This is a genomic window from Pseudomonas sp. p106 (genome assembly GCF_003936645.1).
GTDB lineage: Bacteria > Pseudomonadota > Gammaproteobacteria > Pseudomonadales > Pseudomonadaceae > Aquipseudomonas > Aquipseudomonas putida_E.
Genome location: NZ_RHQR01000014.1, coordinates 14,617 through 31,296, shown reverse-complemented (window position 1 = coordinate 31,296; position 16,680 = coordinate 14,617). Strand labels below are relative to the sequence as shown.

The following is a 16,680-nucleotide window of genomic DNA, read 5'->3' as shown; positions in this document are numbered from 1 at the left end:
ACACATCAATCAACGAAGCGTAAATCGCGACCAATCTACCGTCAACCAGCAGATTAGGTTGAATTGTCACCTGACAGTGACAATTTTATCTATGGAAGAGCAAATGTAAAAAAAACCATACAGGGCATTGAGTTTTTCACCAAGTGCGACTAAGACTGAATCAGCAACTCATCCACAACAACAAAAAACGGAGTTTGTGATGTCAAGAAAAAAAACTGTAGGAAGTTTCCGAAAACTATTATTCAACGGCAGGCTCGACCTGATTCTGGAGGCCCACAATGGGCTCTCCGCTAGAATAGTCGAGGAGACGGGCTATCCAGCTATTTGGGCGTCGGGACTCGCTATTTCCTCAGCGATGGGGCTTCGCGATTGCAATGAGGCATCATGGAGTCAGGTCATGGAGGTCGCTCAATGCATAGCTGACGCAGTAAATATCCCTGTTCTTTTCGACGGAGATTCAGGCTTCGGGAATTTCAATAATGTAAGGCACATAGTTAAGCGCCTGTCGCACTATGGGATAGCTGGAGTTTCTTTAGAAGACAAACAGTTTCCTAAAATGAACTCGTTCGTCAGCCATGAGCACGCACTTAGTAGCGTGGATGAATTTTGCGGAAAGATTAAAGCTGCGCAGGATTCGAAACGGGACGATGACTTTATTGTTATTGCTCGTACAGAAGCATTGGTAGCCGGAATGAGTGTCCAGGCGGCTTTGAAACGAGCGGAGCAGTACTACGAAGCAGGTGCCGATGGAATTTTTATACACTCCAAAGAGACAGACGGATTCGACATATTGGAATTCAGTAAGTGCTGGGCAGGACGCTGCCCTTTGATAGTTGCCCCAACAACCTATAAAAACGTGTCGACGGAGCTACTACAGGAAGTTGGGGTCTCGGTGTATATATGTGCAAACCAAATGATGCGGGCCTCATTGCTTGCAATGCGAAATGCAGCAGCACAAATTCATGCAGACAATAGCATCTGCAACATCGACAATAACATCTGCTCGCTCTCCGAAGTATTTCAACTTTTGAACTACGACGAACTAAAGGATGCGGAGCTGATTTATGCTCGACAAGAAAGCTAGCATGCGGGCTGCCTGCCACATGCTCAAAACAATCATGCTTGAATGTAAAGAAGTAAAGCTTAGCAACGGCGAGACACTCTTGGAGCACTCGCTTTGGAGTGCTCACCAAGCATTGACTGAGGGCTGTGCGGAAGAAGTGATTGTCGCAGCGTTGTTCCACGACATTGGCCATTTCCTATGCAACAGTGACCCGGAAATGACTCCATATGAAAAGGACTGCCAGCATGCTGATCTGGGTGCCCAATGGCTAAACCGATGGTTCCCTCAGTCAGTCTGCATCCCCATTCAACTCCATATCGATGCAAAGCGATACTTAATCACCGTTAATGAAAACTACAACGATCAACTGAGTTCGGGATCACTGTCAAGCTTACTTAACCAAGGGGGACGTATGACAAGCGAAGAAATCTTGGCGTTTCAAAACCAGCCATACCACCATGACGCGCTATCCATCCGAAAATTTGATGACACGCCGTATGACAATGGATTCGTGAATGCGTATTCAAGGTATGAAAAAATCATCATGGCCGTAATGAGGTGATGAATGAAAAGGACAATATTGGATGCTCATGTGCATCTGCTCATGTGGAAGCAGCAAGCAGAGCCGGATTGGAACTCAGTGAGCCAGACGCTGAAAGTAGCAAACTTTAATGAACTCGATGCAATCTGCATCACCGAACACATCGAAGCTGATGCTTACGAAAAACTGATGCTGGGTCTATTCTGCAGCAATCGCCTCGGTGGTAGCACGCAGGGAGATGGCTCAGTTATCTGTAACGGTGTCCTTGTGTTACCCGGTGCAGAGCTACATCTCGCGAACAATATGAACATTGGCGTGCATGCTGACCTGGAAACACTGCTGAGTCTTGATCGACGAGCGAGCGCGTATACCCTGGATACGCTTCATGGACTGCTAGAGAAGCGAGGCAGACCTTTTAAACTAGTAGCGCACCATATTTTTTGGCCAGGTAAGACATGCTCAGATCTTGAAGCTTTAAAACGCTGCATAAACGCGATCGAGGTCCCGGCCAAAGACCTCACTAACATACATAAATACTTGACATTAGCATCGACATTAAATCTCGACACTACAGGAGGGTCTGATTCTCACTCATTCATATCCATAGGCGCTTGTAAAACACTTATAAATGAAGATAACACGCACAGTCCACTCACCCTGAAAAAATGGCTGCACAGCCATCACACAACGCACGAACCGGATCGCGACTCATTGCGTTTAACTGCTTTGGCTAGGATCCATCGCCAAACCGACACAGAGAGAAGGGAACCATGAACAACAAAATAACTATTTGCAAAAACAACCTTGAGAGACTCCTTGCTTCGAGAAAGATGACCATGTCACACGTTTGTGATGTGGAGCTCGATGACAAATTCGCTTACTTCGAAAGTATTGAGCAATTGAGAGAGCTTGCTAGCTACTTGGCCTTGCCACTGAGCGATCTTTTTTTAGGTTTTACTATTACCGACTTGGATAATGGCGTAAAAATAGCTAGGCGAGGAACTGGCTTCAAGCGTGAAGAAATCAGAAATGGTACTCATTGCTACACTTATGAGCATTTGGTTACAACCAATCAAGACCCTCGATTAATGGCTCTACGACTGGATGTACGCGCCAACGACTTCCAATGCATGCCTTTGAATGACGGACACTCATCAAAGGAAGTTGTATACGTAACTAAAGGGAGCGTACGGGTTCGGTGGCTGGACTCTGACAATGAGTTTAAAGAAGGGATATTGAACGAGGGCGACTCCATCTTCATTCTCCCCGATGTACCTCACGGGTTTGTCAGCAATGTACCTGGTGAGAAATCAGAAATTATCGCCATCAACTATGGCTAGCATTGAAAACAACAGACCAGGTGGCATAGGATAATTTTCACACTAGCCACCTTCTAGAAAACTAGTCACTGACGCAAGCTCCACCGGCAGGCATCAAGCATGCCGTGCTGCACTCCTTTATCTACTTGAAATTGCAGGTATGCATGCCTTGTGAATTATAGAGGATCAAACCATGACTATCACCGTCGGATTAATTGGCCTAGATCAAATGGGTCATGCCATATGCCATCGACTTCTAGTCACTGGCGTCGAGGTATTAATCCACAACCGCACGTACGAAAAAGCTGAAAAACTGATACACCGAGGGGCACTTTGGAAAAACAACTTGAGAGAGCTCGCAGCTAACGCAAACATTATTCTTGTATGTGTTAGCGGAGAAAGTGCACTACGGGCAATCTATTACTCAGATACTGACGGACTGCTTTATTCGCTCCAAGAAGGAAAAGTCGTAATTGACTTCAGCACCTTATCAGCGGAGTCTGCGGTCAACCTACATGAAGCGTTCGGAAATATCGGTGTGAGTTATATCGAATGCCCGATCTCTGGGGGAGTAATGGGCGCTCTCCAGGGAAAATTATGCTCTATTGTCTCAGGCAATGAACAAGCCTACTCATCGGCACATCCCATACTCATAAAAATCTGCAAAACAATCAACTACGTTAAACAACCTGGAAAGGCACAGCAACTTAAAATCCTCAACAATCTGGCAGAGTCTATCAATCTAGCAGGGGCCCTGGAAGTTATTCATCAAGGGCAGGCGTTGGGCTTGGATCTCGAATCAATGGTGAAGGTATTCACTTCCTGCCGCGGTCGTTCTGCCTACATGCATGTATCGCTGAACTATATACTCTCAGGGTTGACAACTAGTCATGTGACGCTGGCCGTCCGCTGTAAAGATTTGGAATTGGCGCAATCTCAATTACCAGACCTTAAGGCTTATCCAGCAACAGCGATGGCGATCCAATGCTTCATCGACGCCAGACACGCCTTTGGCGACGACGTTGACCAATGCCAATACTTTTCACTACTCGCTCAACGACGGAGTGTTACATCATGAATCCACGTCAAGATATTATCGTCGAAGACACGACATTACGAGATGGCGAGCAAGCACCTGGCATTTCGTTTGGAAGAGCAACTAAACTAAAGATATTCGATGCCCTTATCGACGCGGGCATACGCTGGATTGAAGGCGGTATATATGCGATGGGCGGCACTGAGAGCCGAACATTAAGTGAGATGCTAGAGCGCACACAGGGAACTGATATTCGACTGGTAGGCTGGAATAGAGGGATACGTGCAGACGTAGAAGCATCACTCGACGCAGGCTACCGATACATACATATCGGGTTACCCACTTCAGAGGTCCACCTGAAGCACAGCATAAACAAATCAAAGGACTGGCTTGTCAGACAGGCATGCGAATTAATAGACTGTGCAAAGCAACGCGATGTATTTGTCTCAATCAGCGCTGAAGATGTTGCCCGCTCAGACTTGTCATTTGTCGTTGATTATGCCGGCCACATCTGCGAAGCGGGAGCCGATAGGTTACGGCTCTCTGACACGATTGGAGTGCTTACGCCTGAACAGTACCACTCCATCATCCGTACAGTGGTATCCGCAGTGGAGATTGATACCCAGTGCCATGCTCATAACGACTTCGGCCTCGGTGTAAGCAATACATTATCCGGTTTGCAGGCAGGCGCAAAATATTTTCATGCCACTGTAAACGGTATTGGTGAACGAGCGGGAATGCCTGACCTGGCGCAAATGGTAATGTCCCTAAAAATTCAATACGGGATTGACCTTGGTGTTAAGCCGGAAAAGCTTCAAACACTCTCTGAGATTGTCGCCAATGCAACTGGCTCTCAAATCAATCCTTGGCAGCCCATCGTGGGCAGCAACATTTTTTCTCACGAGTCAGGTATTCACACAAAAGGTACTCTCAACAACGGCAAGTCATTCGAGCCTTACGACCCAAGCGTGATGGGGCGCGAACGTCACATTATCGTCGGTAAACATTCTGGACGCGCCTCAATAAAATACGCATTGGACCAATTGCAAATCACATGCTCAGATGATGAAGTCCAGCAATTACTGCAATTGGTAAGAGAGGTATCCATGATTAAATCAAGTGCCATAACTCTTACCGATGTGGCCATGCTTTGCTCCACTATAAAGAAAGGAAGGCAACATGGAGTTTAACATCACAGCAAGACTCGATGACCTTCAGAAACTAATACAAAAACGAAAAATGACTTTAGATAATATTCGAGACCTCTATGATAGAACCATCGACGGCATTACAATTAACTCTACGCAGCTTAAAAATATTGCCCAACATCTTAACGTCACAGCAGCCTATGTGATTGACGAATTAGGCGGCGAGTACGATAAATCTCAAAGCTGCGTTTTCGGCGGACTCATCCGATTCGATCGCCTACGGCACGTGCAGGGTGAGCCTGCCTATTTTTACCGCCACTTACTCAAGACAACTTCAGATAAAAATCTGCTGGTACTCAGGACTACCCCTCTATTCCCATCGGCCGAGAAGGCAATACTAAACGCCGGACATAAGGCTAGAGAATTCGTATACATTCTCTCTGGGACAGTAGGGGTTAAATGGGGAAGTCATCCACATCTTCACAACGAGGTACTAAATGAGGGAGATTCCATTTTCATTGAAGAATGGACTCCTCATTGTTTCTATAAACTTGAACCGGATTCACAAATTCTCGCGATTGACTACCTTTAACTACTGTCACAGTCGCTGAGCCGGGAGAAAGCCAAGTCGACTTAAGCGGTGCCGCGATGAACGAGAAAGTCCGCATATTTGATGCGGGCTTTTTTAACCTATACCGGCCTTTCGCGGGTCAACCCGCTCCCATAGAGACTTCACAGAATTCGAACGCTGTGCAATGCCTGTGAAAGCGGGTTTACCCGCGAAAGGGTCGGCACTGGCAATTCAAAAACGCCGGGCAAAAAAAGGGGCGCCGACCAAGCGCCCCATAAGCCGTAAAGCACACAACAAATTCAGTATCAGTCCAGCAAAGCCATCGCCTCGGCGCTGCACGCTTCGATCCGCGCCCAGTCGCCGTTCTTGATCCAGCTGCTGTCGAGCATCCAGGTGCCGCCCACGCACATCACATTGGGCAGCGCCATGTAGTTGCGCACGTTGGCCGGGTTGACGCCACCGGTAGGGCAGAATCGAATATCACCGAACGGGCCACCAAAGGCCTTGATCGCTGCCACGCCACCGCTGATTTCCGCCGGGAACAGCTTGAAGCGGCGATAACCCAAGGCATAACCCATCATGATTTCCGAAGGCGTGCTGATGCCCGGCAACAATGGGATATCGCTGTCGACTCCAGCTTCGAGGATGTCCTGAGTAATCCCCGGGGTAACGACAAACTGCGCGCCCGCCGCCTCGACTGCGGCAAACATGCCGCGATCGAGCACCGTACCAGCACCGACACACAGTTCCGGACGCTGCTCACGCAGGACCTGAATAGCCTTCAGGCCATACTGCGAGCGCAGGGTTACTTCCAAGGTGCGGATACCACCTGCGGCCAAGGCATCGGCCAGCGGCAAGATATCTTCCTCACGGGCGATGGTGATCACCGGCAGGATGCGCGCCGCCCCACAGATCGCATCGATCCGGGCGGCTTTCTCGGCCATCGAGAGCAGAGGCTGGGGGCGTTCAAGGGTGGTCATGACAGTGGATCCTTTGCTCATGGGCACCAGTAGATGTCCAGGGGGTCGTGAAGAAAGGCGCGAATCGGCATTTCATTGAAGTCGTTGCCCGCCAGCGCGGCGCGCAGGGTAGCGAGTTTGCCCGGGCCCTGCACGGACAGCGCGATGAAAGCGGCGCTGGCCAGCAGCGAACGGGTCAGCGAGAGGCGCTGGTGCGGCACGCTCGGCGCCAGCAACGGCAGGCAACGGCGCTTGCTGTTCAGGTCCAGGCCCTCGGCGAGATTCGGGCTGTTGGGAAACAGCGAAGCCGTATGGCCATCATCGCCCATGCCCAGTACCAGCACGTCGATAGCCGGCAGATCGGCCAGGACCTGGTCGGCCTTGGCAGCCGCTGCTTCGAGGTTTTCGGCCTGATGATACAGGCCGACAAAACGAGCCTTGGCAGCGCCCCCTTGGAACAGATGGCGAGCCAGCAAACCGGCGTTGCTGTCAGCGTGCTCCACCGGCACCCAGCGCTCGTCGGCCAGGCTGACGGTGACCTTCGACCAGTCCAGCGCCTCGGTCGCCAGCTTCTCGAGGAACGGCACCGGGCTGCGGCCACCGGACAACACCAGGCAGGCCTGCCCTTTCGCAGCAATGGCTGCGCGCAAGCGGTCGGCCACATCAGCAGCCAATGTTGCCGAGAGCACGCGGGCATCATCCAGTTGATGCGCCTTGACGGATGTCGGCAGTTGCAATTCAGATATCCCCATACCACGCCCTCCCATCACGCGTAATCAGTGCAATCGAGCTCATCGGCCCCCAGGACCCCGCCGCATACGGCTTGGGCGCATCGCCTGCGCTCTGCCAGCCCGCGATCAACTGGTCGCACCACTTCCAGGCATATTCGATTTCATCCTTGCGCACGAACAGGTTCTGGTTGCCGCGCATCACCTCAAGCAGCAGGCGTTCGTAGGCATCCGGGATCCGCGCGGTGCGCCAGGTGTCGGAAAAATTCAGCTGCAAGGGACCGCTGCGCAGTTGCATGCCTTTGTCCAGGCCCTGCTCCTTGGTCATCACCCGCAAAGAAATGCCTTCACTCGGTTGCAGGCGGATGATCAGTTTGTTGCCGACCTGCAAACGTTGCTCCGGGGCGAAGATGTAGTGCGGCGTCTCCTTGAAGTGGATGACGATCTGCGACAGCTTCTGCGGCATGCGCTTACCGGTACGCAGGTAGAACGGTACGCCCGACCAGCGCCAGTTACGAATGTCGGCACGCAGGGCGACGAAGGTTTCCGTGTCGCTCTGGGCGTTGGCGTTGTCTTCTTCCAGGTAACCCGGCACCGGCTTGCCGTCGCTGTAGCCGGCAATGTACTGGCCGCGCACCACGCGGGTACTCAAGCCCTCGCCGGTGATCGGCGCAAGGGCTTTGAGCACCTTGACCTTCTCATCGCGGATGCTGTCGGCCGACAGCTCGCTGGGCGGGTCCATGGCGATCAGGCACAACAGCTGCAGCAGGTGATTCTGAATCATGTCGCGCAGCTGCCCGGCCTTGTCGAAATAGCCCCAGCGGCCTTCGATGCCGACCTTCTCGGCCACGGTGATTTCCACGTGGGAGATGGAGTTCTGGTTCCACTGGGTTTCGAACAGGCTGTTGGCGAAGCGCAGGGCGATCAGGTTCTGCACCGTCTCCTTGCCCAGGTAATGGTCGATGCGGTAAACACGGCTTTCCGGGAAGAACCGCGCCACGGCGTCGTTCACCCGGCGCGATGACTCAAGATCGTGCCCGATGGGCTTTTCCAGCACCACCCGGGTGCGCGCGGCAAGGCCCGCCTTGTCGAGGTTTTCGCAGATCGCGCCATACACGGCAGCCGCAGTGGCGAAATAGGCAATCAACGGCAGCTCGGCAGGTACCTGCTCGGCCAGGGCCTGGTAGCCCTCCGGCTGCAGGAAGTCCAGGTGCTGGTAGCTCAGACGCCCCAGAAAACGCCCCAGCGCCGCAGGTTCCAGATCGGCCTCCGCCACGTGCTTGCGCAGATGAGCCTCGATGGTATTCAGGTGCTCCTGCACGCTGCCAGGCTCGCGGGCAAGCGCCAGCAAGCGAGTATCGGCGTGCAGCAAATTGGCGCGGTCGAGCTGGTAGAGCGCAGGAAATAGCTTGCGCAATGCCAGGTCGCCCAGGGCGCCGAACAGGGCAAAGGTGCAAGGTTCAACACTGATCGCAGCCATGATGTTGGTTCTTTCCTAAAGTTGGCCTAGGAATACCGCTTTCACATACGGTTTTCAAGAGAAAATGTAGTAAAAACCACAACATTACACACAAGTGTTACAGATAAGTGGTGCGCCACCCGTACCGACAGTACGATAGACGACCGTGCAAAAAGCCTGCTGCTTCGCCAGCCGGCTGTCTTCCCGACCCAAGGACACACCCATGGACCGCGTGCGAAACCTCCTGGAGCAGATCCAGGGACGCCTCGACGAGCTGAACAAGGCCGAACGCAAAGTCGCCGAAGTCATCCTGCTCAACCCGCAACAAGCCACCCGTTTCAGCATTGCCGCACTGGCCCAGGCGGCCAAGGTCAGCGAACCGACCGTCAACCGTTTCTGCCGTTCGTTCGGCGTCAGCGGTTACCCCGAGCTCAAGCTGCAGCTGGCGCAAAGCCTGGCCAGTGGCGCGGCCTATGTCAGCCGCGCCGTCGAGGCCGATGACGATCCTGCAGCCTACACCCAGAAAATCTTTGCCAGTGCCATCGCCTCGCTCGACAGCGCCTGCCAGCAGCTTGACCCGCAGCAGGTCAGCCGCGCCGTGGACATGATGATCCAGGCCCGGCAGATCCACTTCTTCGGCCTGGGCGCTTCTGCTCCGGTAGCCCTGGACGCCCAGCACAAGTTCTTCCGTTTCAACCTCGCCGTCTCGGCCCACGCCGACGTGCTGATGCAGCGCATGCTGGCTTCTGTGGCCCACACGGGCGACTTGTTCGTGATCATCTCCTACACCGGGCGCACCCGCGAACTGGTGGAGGTGGCGCGCCTGGCCCGGGAAAACGGCGCCTCGGTGCTCGGCCTGACCGCCGCCGGCTCACCCCTGGCCCAAGCGTGCAGCCTGAGCCTGCACATCCCGCTGCCGGAAGACACCGACATCTACATGCCGATGACGTCGCGGATCATCCAGCTGACCGTGCTCGACGTACTCGCCACCGGGATGACCCTGCGCCGCGGCGTGGACTTCCAGCCGCACCTGCGCAAGATCAAGGAAAGCCTCAACGCCAGCCGCTACCCGATCGAGGACGACGAACTCAGCTGAGCCGGTGCGCCTGCAGCCGCAGATGAGCGCGCTGGCCCGGCGCCAGGCTCAGACCTTCACCGCTGCCGCTGGCCGCCTCGACACAGACGAAACCCTGGCACTCGCGCCCGCTCACACCCATCAACGGGCGGTTGCCTGGGTGCCAGACCACAGTATCGTCGCTGTCACCCGTATCGATACACAGTTCACGCTGCCAGGCCGGGTCCTGCAACTGCACGCGCGGCGTGCCGGGGTAGACCTTCTGGCAGCCGCCCTTGAGCTTCAATGCGCCCTCCTCGCGGCAGGCTTGCCGGCTCAGACGGTCATAGCCTTCGATATCTTCAAGCCCGGACAGCGCTATCTCGGAAACGTCACTGATACGCCAGTAGGCCAGCAGTGCATGGCTCAACTGGCAGGGTTCGCTGTCCTGGTGCTCGGTACTCAGGCCCAGTTCCATGCGGCTGCCCAGGCGGGCATGCAGGTCGACCTGCCAGTCGCACAAGTCCAGCCGCCACTTCAGGCTCACGCCCTCCTCGTCCTCCCGGCTGTCCACCAGCTTCCAGTCCAGCAGGCGCGCCCAGCCATGGGCCGGCCACAGGTCCTCGCTGGGGTGGCGGCCATACCACGGCCAGCACACCGGCACGCCGCCACGGATTGCCCCCACCTGCGGCCACTGTTCGGCGCACCATAGCCATGGCCGCTCGCCGGCCGGCTGGAAGTGCAGCAACTGTGCGCCCTGGCGGCTGAAAACCGCCTGGCAGCAGGGGTGATCGATGATCAGCACATCGCGCTGCTGGTAACGCTCCCACTCGAATGTCGGCCTCGGCCTCTGTACGGAAAAGAAGCGATGTAGCGGATGTTCAGGCATGGTTCCAAGCTCTTGTTGTTTGAGATAGCGCTGTCTCGGCCTATCCCCGACAACCACTGCAAGCCAGTGGATGCCGGGAGCCGTTTTTGGATTGGCGTAAATTTACAACAAATGTGCTCAGAATGACGACTGAATCTTCAACCCTGCGACCAGCGCGTTGTCCACCTCATCCACGCCACCCGGGCTCTTGATGTACTGAAGGTTCGGGCGCACGGTCAGCCAGTTGGTCACATGGAAGCCGTAATAGAGTTCGGCGTTGTACTCGGTACGCTGCAGCGGCACGAAGCCCGGGTTGTCGTAGTCATTGATGCCGCTCTGGGCGTTGAGCTGTTCGGCGCGCTTCTTCACATCATCGTTGACGTGGATGCGGGCGACACCAAAGCCGATATCATCCTTGGGCCGGGCATCGAAGGCACCTTTGTACACCAACCCCACCTGCTGGTAGTTGTCGACCACGTTGGTGGCCTTGTCGTGCACGGTGAAGTTGGCGAACAGGCTGAGACCGCGGCTGACGTCGCCGCCGTGGGCGGTGACCTGCTGCTGCGCAACCACCCACCAGCCGTGTTTGCTGGAGTGTGACTTGAAGCCGGCGCCGCTGATCCCTTGCGGGTTGCCATTGACGTCTTCGTAGACGTCTTCGGCGTCAGCCGTGCTGTAGTAATAGCCCAGGCGATACTCGCCCGGCAGGCCGTTGACCTTGGGCGACCAGACGGCCTCCACCGGCAGGATCGCACCCTTGGTGCCGCTGCCGCTAAGCTTGAAGCCGTTGCCGGTTTCCAGGTTGGAGGGGTTCTGCTCGAACGCGCCGACCTGCACGAAGAACTCTGGCGTGATGTTGTACTTGACCCGCAGCGCCCACTGGCTGACCGGCCAGTTGTACCAGATGCCGCCGACCCAGTTGCCCACCTGCGACCCGCAGAAGGCCAGGTTCTGGAAGTCGCAAGGGAAGCTGTTGAAGTCCTCGCCCTCGCCGAAACGGCCGAATTTCACATCCAGGGCACCGTCGAAGTACTTCTGCTTGACCCACATCTGGGTAAGACGCCAAGTCTGGCCGCGCCCCCATACCTCCTGCACCGAGCTGAACTGCCCGGCACGGGGGTCGCTGATGCGGTCATTGGAGAGGTTGCGGCCACTGCGCTCGGTGATTGCCAGCTTGAACTCGGCATCGTGCCAGCCAAAGATCTTCTGCAGGTCCAGGTGCGCGCCGAGGGCGAACTGGTCACTGTAGCGTGCCGTCTTGTCGTCGTTGTAGCCGCCATTGAGGTTACCGGCGACCTCGCCCACATAGTCGAGGGTGAAGTCATAGCCTTTTTCCAGCAGTTCGGTGCGAGTACCGCCCCAGTCGCCGGTCATCCATTTCGATTCGCTGGAGAAGGCCTCGGCGGCCTGCACCCCGCTACTCCCAACTATGGCCAGCAGGGCCAGCGAGCCCAAGGTCCTTATGCGATTGCGCTGTTCCATCCCTTTGCGTCCTCTTTTTCTTATTGATGGTTTCGACGATTCAACGGCTCTTGAGGTGAGTCACGTTGTCCTTCAGTGAAGCGTTGGCAGTATTCAAGTCCAGGCGTTCGCCGCTGGCGGCGTCGAACAGCAGCACCCGTGCCGGGTCGAACTGCAGGTTCAGGCTGTCACCGACCCGGCACGCCACATCCGGCGCCAGGCGGCAGCACACTTTGGTCTGGTTGAGGGTAACGAAGACCAACAGGTCAGGGCCGGTAGGTTCGGTTACCTGCACCTCGGCGCGAATGCCCGGCAGGCCGTTGCCCTCCCCCGTACCCAGGCTGATTTGCTCCGGGCGGATGCCGAGGATGATCTCGCGCCCGTCCAGCTCGTCACCGGCCACACCCAACGGCAGCTCGCAACGTGCCTGGCCGCTGTCGAGCAGGGCCAGCAGGCGCCCGTCCTGCCTGGTCAGGCGTACCGGTATGAAGTTCATCGGCGGCGAGCCGATGAAGCTGGCAACGAACTGATTGGCCGGGTCGTTGTAGATCTGCTGCGGGGTACCGAACTGCTGAATGATGCCGTCCTTCATCACCGCAACCTTGTCGCCCAGGGTCATGGCCTCGATCTGGTCGTGGGTGACATACACCGTGGTGGTCTTGAGCCGCTGGTGCATCAGTTTCATTTCCGTGCGCATCTCGACGCGCAGCTTGGCGTCGAGGTTGGACAACGGCTCGTCGAACAGGTAGATCTTCGGCCGCCGCGCCAAGGCGCGGCCCATCGCCACCCGCTGCTGCTGGCCACCGGACAACTGCGCCGGCTTGCGTGAAAGCAGGTGTTCGATCTGCAACAGCTTGGCCACACGCGCCACTTCCTCGTCGATGGCAGCCTGCGGCATCTTGCGGATCTTCAGGCCGAACTCGATGTTCTCGCGCACGCTCATGGTCGGGTACAGCGCGTAGGACTGGAACACCATGGCGATATCACGATCCTTGGGGCTCATGCCGCTGACATCCTGGTCATCGATGAGAATCGCGCCACCGGTGATGTTCTCAAGGCCTGCGATGCAGTTCATCAAGGTCGACTTACCGCACCCCGAAGGGCCGACCAATATCAGGAATTCGCCGTCTTTGATCGACAGCTGGATGTCCTTGAGCGTATCCGGCAGGCCGCTGCCGTAGGTCTTGTTCACATTACGAAGTTCAAGCGTTGCCATGACTTACCCCTTGACGGCGCCGGCTGTGAGCCCGCGAACGAAATACTTGCCTGCCACCACATAGACCAGCAGGGTTGGCAGGCCAGCGATCATCGCCGCCGCCATGTCGACGTTGTATTCCTTGGCCCCGGTACTGGTGTTGACCAGGTTGTTCAGGGCTACGGTGATCGGTTGCGAGTCGCCACTGGAGAACACCACGCCGAACAGGAAGTCGTTCCAGATCTGGGTGAACTGCCAGATCAGGCAGACCATGATGATCGGTGTCGACATCGGCAGGATGATGCGGCGAAAAATGGTGAAGAACCCGGCACCGTCCAGGCGTGCGGCCTTGACCAGCGCATCGGGAATGCTCACGTAGAAGTTGCGGAAGAACAGCGTGGTGAAGGCCAGGCCGTAGACCACATGCACCAGCACCAGGCCACTGGTGGTGCTGGCCAGGCCCAACTTGCCGAGGGTGAACGAGGCTGGCAGCAGCACCGTCTGGAACGGCAGGAAGCAACCGAACAGCAGCAAGCCGAAAAACAACTGCGACCCGCGGAAGCGCCACATCGACAGCACATAACCGTTGAGCGCACCGATGGTGGTCGAAATCAGCACCGCCGGTACGGTGATCATGATCGAGTTCCAGAAGTACCCGCTGACCGTGCTCCAGGCCTTGACCCAACCGATGCCGCTGACCACGGTCGGCCAGCTCAGCAGGTTGCCGGTACTGATGTCCTCCGGGGTCTTGAAGCTGGTCAGCAGCATCACCACCAGCGGCACCAGGTAAAGCAGCACGGCCATCAGCAATACAGCGTGAATGGCGATGCGGCTGATGCTCGGCACCGCTTTGTCGACAGGGCTATGCATGGCGTTTGCTCCGCAGCTCCGAGTACAGGTAAGGCACGAGGATCGCCAGGATCGCCCCGAGCATGAGGATGGCGCTGGCCGAGCCCATGCCCATCTGGCCGCGGCTGAAGGTGAACGAATACATGAACATCGCCGGCAGGTCGGATGAGTAGCCCGGGCCACCGGCGGTCATTGCGGCCACCAGGTCGAAGCTCTTGATCGCGATGTGCGAGAGGATCATCAGCGAACTGAAGAACACCGGGCGCAGGCTCGGCAGCACGACGGTCCAGTAGATGCGTGGCAGGCTTGCGCCATCCATCTGCGCAGCACGGATGATCGACTGGTCGACCCCGCGCAGGCCGGCCAGGAACATCGCCATGATGAAGCCCGAGGCTTGCCACACGGCAGCGATCACCAGGCAGTACACCACCCGGTCGGGGTCGATCAGCCAGTCCAGGCGAAACCCTTCCCAGCCCCAGTCACGCAACAGCTTGTCCAGGCCCATGCCAGGGTTGAGCAGCCACTTCCAGGCGGTACCGGTGACGATCATCGATAAAGCCATCGGGTACAGGTAGACCGTGCGGATGAAACCTTCGCGGCGGATGCGCTGGTCAAGCAGCACCGCCAGCAGCACGCCGATGGCCAGGCTGATACCGATGAACAGCCCGCCGAACACCAGCAGGTTCTTGCTGGCCACCCACCAGCGATCGTTGTCGAACAGCCTGGCGTATTGCGCAAGGCCCGCCCACTTGTAAGTCGGCAGGAAGGTCGAGGTGGTGAAAGACAGGACGAACGTCCACAGGATGTAGCCGTAAAAGCCCACCAGGACGATGAACATGCTGGGTGCCAGCACCAGCTTGGGTAGCCAGCGCTGCAGAGCGTCCAGGGGAGAGGCCCGCAGTCGGGCGGTTGCTGTAGTCATGATTCACCTTGAAGGCACTGCCCATCTGCTGTAGGAGCGGCCTTGCGTCGCGAAAGGGCTGCGCAGCAGCCCCAGGGGCTCGAGAACAAAGACAGACCGTCGAACCTGGCTTGCAGGCCTGGGGACCGCTTCGCGGTCCTTTCGCGACACAAGGCCGCTCCTACAAGAGCAATCGTGCCTGCCTTGAGCTTGGTTACTTGGCCGATCTGATCGCCGCCGCCAGCTTCTTCGCTGCATCGGCAGGGTCGGCCTTGGGGTCGTTGATGTAGTTGGTCACCACATCGAAGAAGGCGCCCTGCACGGCCAGCGTGGTGGCCATGTTGTGCGCCATGCTCGGCTGCAGGCCACCGGTTTTGGCGTCGGCCATGAAGTCCTTGGCAGAAGTCTGGGCGCAAGCGTCGAAGCCGTAGGTGCCCATGTCCGCGAGCATGTCGTTACGCACGGGAATGGAGCCTTTGTTGATACTGAAGACCTTCTGGAAGTCCTGGCCAAGCACCTTCTTGGCGATGTCCTGCTGGCCAGCGGCCGTGCCCTCGTCGTTCTGCTTGAACACCACCAGTGAGTCGATGTTGTACAGGAAAGCCTTGTCGGTACCAGGGAACGCGACGCACTGATAGTCCTTGCCGGCGGTCTTCTTGGCCAGGGTCCACTCGCTCTTGGCCCAGTCACCCATGATCTGCATGCCGGCCTTGCCATTGATGACTTTGGCTGCTTCCAGGTTCCAGTCCTGGCCTTTGCCGTCGGGGTCCATGTAGGTGGCGACCTTTTTCAGCTCGGTCAGCGACTTGACCATCTGCGGCCCGGTCAGCGTGGCTTCATCGAGGTCGACCAGCGCTTTCTTGTAACCGTCCGCCCCCATCACCGACAGCACCACACTCTCGAACACCGTGCTGTCCTGCCATGGCTGGCCGCCGTGGGCGAGCGGGATGAAGCCGGCGGCCTTGAGCTTGTCGGCGGCGGCGTAGAATTCGTCGAGGGTGGTCGGCGCCTTGTCGATGCCGGCCTTCTTGAACACTTCGGGGTTGATCCACAGCCAGTTGATGCGATGGATGTTCACCGGCACAGCCACGTAGTCGCCTTCGTACTTGACGGTGTCGGCGACCTTCTTGTCGAGCAGCGAGTCCCACTTTTCTTGCTTGGCCACATCCTTGAGCACATCCGGGTCCAGCAGGCCGGTGGCAGCCCAGTCCTGGATGTCCGGCCCCTTGATCTGGGCAACGCCGGGCGGGTTACCGGCCACGGCGCGGCTCTTGAGCACGGTCATGGCCGTGGCGCCACCACCGCCGGCAACCGCACCATCCTTCCAGGTGAAGCCATCCTTCTCGACCTGGGCCTTGAGCACATCGACTGCCGCTTTTTCACCACCGGATGTCCACCAGTGAACCACTTCGACACTGCCTTTGGAGTCGGCGGCGAGAGCACTGAGCGGGAACAGGGAGGCGAAGGAAATCGCGGCAGCGAGTCGGAGAGTCGAATTCATCGGAGTACCTTTCTTGTTGTTATGCCG

General features: G+C 56.8%; 17 protein-coding genes. 8 read left to right on the top strand and 9 right to left on the bottom strand.

Going from position 1 to position 16,680, the window contains the following annotated elements; all coding sequences use genetic code 11:
* Positions 1–199 precede the first annotated feature (199 nt).
* The 7 genes from aepX (at position 200) to EGJ09_RS17430 (ending at position 5,699) form a co-directional block, all read left to right on the top strand.
* Entirely contained in the window at positions 200–1,084 is an 885-nt protein-coding gene (gene aepX, locus EGJ09_RS17460) for a phosphoenolpyruvate mutase (RefSeq protein WP_125924464.1), read from the top strand.
* Entirely contained in the window at positions 1,065–1,625 is a 561-nt protein-coding gene (locus EGJ09_RS17455) for an HD domain-containing protein (protein WP_125924463.1), read from the top strand. Before aepX ends, EGJ09_RS17455 begins: the two co-directional genes overlap by 20 nt.
* A gap of 3 nt (positions 1,626–1,628) precedes the next feature.
* On the top strand, positions 1,629–2,378 hold the full coding sequence (locus EGJ09_RS17450; protein WP_125924462.1) for a PHP-associated domain-containing protein: 750 nt from the start codon (positions 1,629–1,631) through the stop codon (positions 2,376–2,378).
* Positions 2,375–2,944 carry a cupin domain-containing protein gene (locus EGJ09_RS17445; protein ID WP_125924461.1) on the top strand — a complete coding sequence of 190 codons (570 nt, stop codon included), beginning with the start codon at positions 2,375–2,377 and terminating at the stop codon, positions 2,942–2,944. Before EGJ09_RS17450 ends, EGJ09_RS17445 begins: the two co-directional genes overlap by 4 nt.
* Positions 2,945–3,116: 172 nt before the next feature.
* The gene (locus tag EGJ09_RS17440) at positions 3,117–4,001 is read left to right on the top strand and encodes an NAD(P)-dependent oxidoreductase (RefSeq protein ID WP_125924460.1); all 885 of its coding nucleotides are present in this window, start codon (positions 3,117–3,119) and stop codon (positions 3,999–4,001) included.
* Positions 3,998–5,149 (top strand): hypothetical protein, encoded by a 1,152-nt coding sequence (locus EGJ09_RS17435; RefSeq protein WP_125924459.1) that lies wholly within the window; start codon positions 3,998–4,000, stop codon positions 5,147–5,149. Before EGJ09_RS17440 ends, EGJ09_RS17435 begins: the two co-directional genes overlap by 4 nt.
* A complete protein-coding gene (locus tag EGJ09_RS17430; RefSeq protein WP_125924458.1) occupies positions 5,139–5,699 on the top strand; it encodes a cupin domain-containing protein in 561 nt (186 codons plus the stop codon). The genes EGJ09_RS17435 and EGJ09_RS17430 overlap by 11 nt, the downstream gene beginning before the upstream one ends.
* A gap of 284 nt (positions 5,700–5,983) precedes the next feature.
* Here the strand turns inward: EGJ09_RS17430 and EGJ09_RS17425 are convergent, their stop codons facing one another.
* The 3 genes from EGJ09_RS17425 to zwf are packed head-to-tail and all read right to left on the bottom strand — an operon-like array spanning position 5,984 to position 8,845.
* A complete protein-coding gene (locus EGJ09_RS17425) occupies positions 5,984–6,658 on the bottom strand; it encodes a bifunctional 4-hydroxy-2-oxoglutarate aldolase/2-dehydro-3-deoxy-phosphogluconate aldolase (protein ID WP_046784404.1) in 675 nt (224 codons plus the stop codon).
* A 17-nt stretch (positions 6,659–6,675) separates the two neighbouring features.
* A complete protein-coding gene (pgl, locus tag EGJ09_RS17420) occupies positions 6,676–7,389 on the bottom strand; it encodes a 6-phosphogluconolactonase (protein WP_125924457.1) in 714 nt (237 codons plus the stop codon).
* Positions 7,376–8,845 (bottom strand): glucose-6-phosphate dehydrogenase, encoded by a 1,470-nt coding sequence (zwf, locus tag EGJ09_RS17415; protein ID WP_125924456.1) that lies wholly within the window; start codon positions 8,843–8,845, stop codon positions 7,376–7,378. Before zwf ends, pgl begins: the two co-directional genes overlap by 14 nt.
* A gap of 211 nt (positions 8,846–9,056) precedes the next feature.
* Here zwf and hexR point away from each other — a divergent pair, with 211 nt between their 5' ends.
* Entirely contained in the window at positions 9,057–9,920 is an 864-nt protein-coding gene (hexR, locus tag EGJ09_RS17410; RefSeq protein ID WP_174141604.1) for a DNA-binding transcriptional regulator HexR, read from the top strand.
* Here hexR and EGJ09_RS17405 read toward each other — a convergent pair.
* From EGJ09_RS17405 to EGJ09_RS17380, 6 genes are all read right to left on the bottom strand, one after another.
* Complete coding sequence (locus tag EGJ09_RS17405) at positions 9,913–10,767, bottom strand: D-hexose-6-phosphate mutarotase (protein WP_125924455.1); 855 nt, start codon at positions 10,765–10,767, stop codon at positions 9,913–9,915. The two genes, hexR and EGJ09_RS17405, sit on opposite strands and share 8 nt — an antisense overlap.
* A 117-nt stretch (positions 10,768–10,884) precedes the next feature.
* On the bottom strand, positions 10,885–12,228 hold the full coding sequence (locus EGJ09_RS17400) for a carbohydrate porin (protein WP_125924454.1): 1,344 nt from the start codon (positions 12,226–12,228) through the stop codon (positions 10,885–10,887).
* Positions 12,229–12,268: 40 nt separating this feature from the next.
* The gene (locus tag EGJ09_RS17395) at positions 12,269–13,423 is read right to left on the bottom strand and encodes an ABC transporter ATP-binding protein (protein ID WP_125924453.1); all 1,155 of its coding nucleotides are present in this window, start codon (positions 13,421–13,423) and stop codon (positions 12,269–12,271) included.
* Positions 13,424–13,426: 3 nt separating this feature from the next.
* Positions 13,427–14,272 carry a carbohydrate ABC transporter permease gene (locus EGJ09_RS17390; RefSeq protein WP_046784410.1) on the bottom strand — a complete coding sequence of 282 codons (846 nt, stop codon included), beginning with the start codon at positions 14,270–14,272 and terminating at the stop codon, positions 13,427–13,429.
* Positions 14,265–15,173, bottom strand: coding sequence for a carbohydrate ABC transporter permease (locus EGJ09_RS17385; protein WP_012316021.1), 909 nt, complete (start codon positions 15,171–15,173; stop codon positions 14,265–14,267). The genes EGJ09_RS17390 and EGJ09_RS17385 overlap by 8 nt, the downstream gene beginning before the upstream one ends.
* Positions 15,174–15,366: 193 nt before the next feature.
* Positions 15,367–16,653 carry an ABC transporter substrate-binding protein gene (locus EGJ09_RS17380; protein WP_125924452.1) on the bottom strand — a complete coding sequence of 429 codons (1,287 nt, stop codon included), beginning with the start codon at positions 16,651–16,653 and terminating at the stop codon, positions 15,367–15,369.
* Between the last annotated feature and the right edge of the window lie 27 nt (positions 16,654–16,680).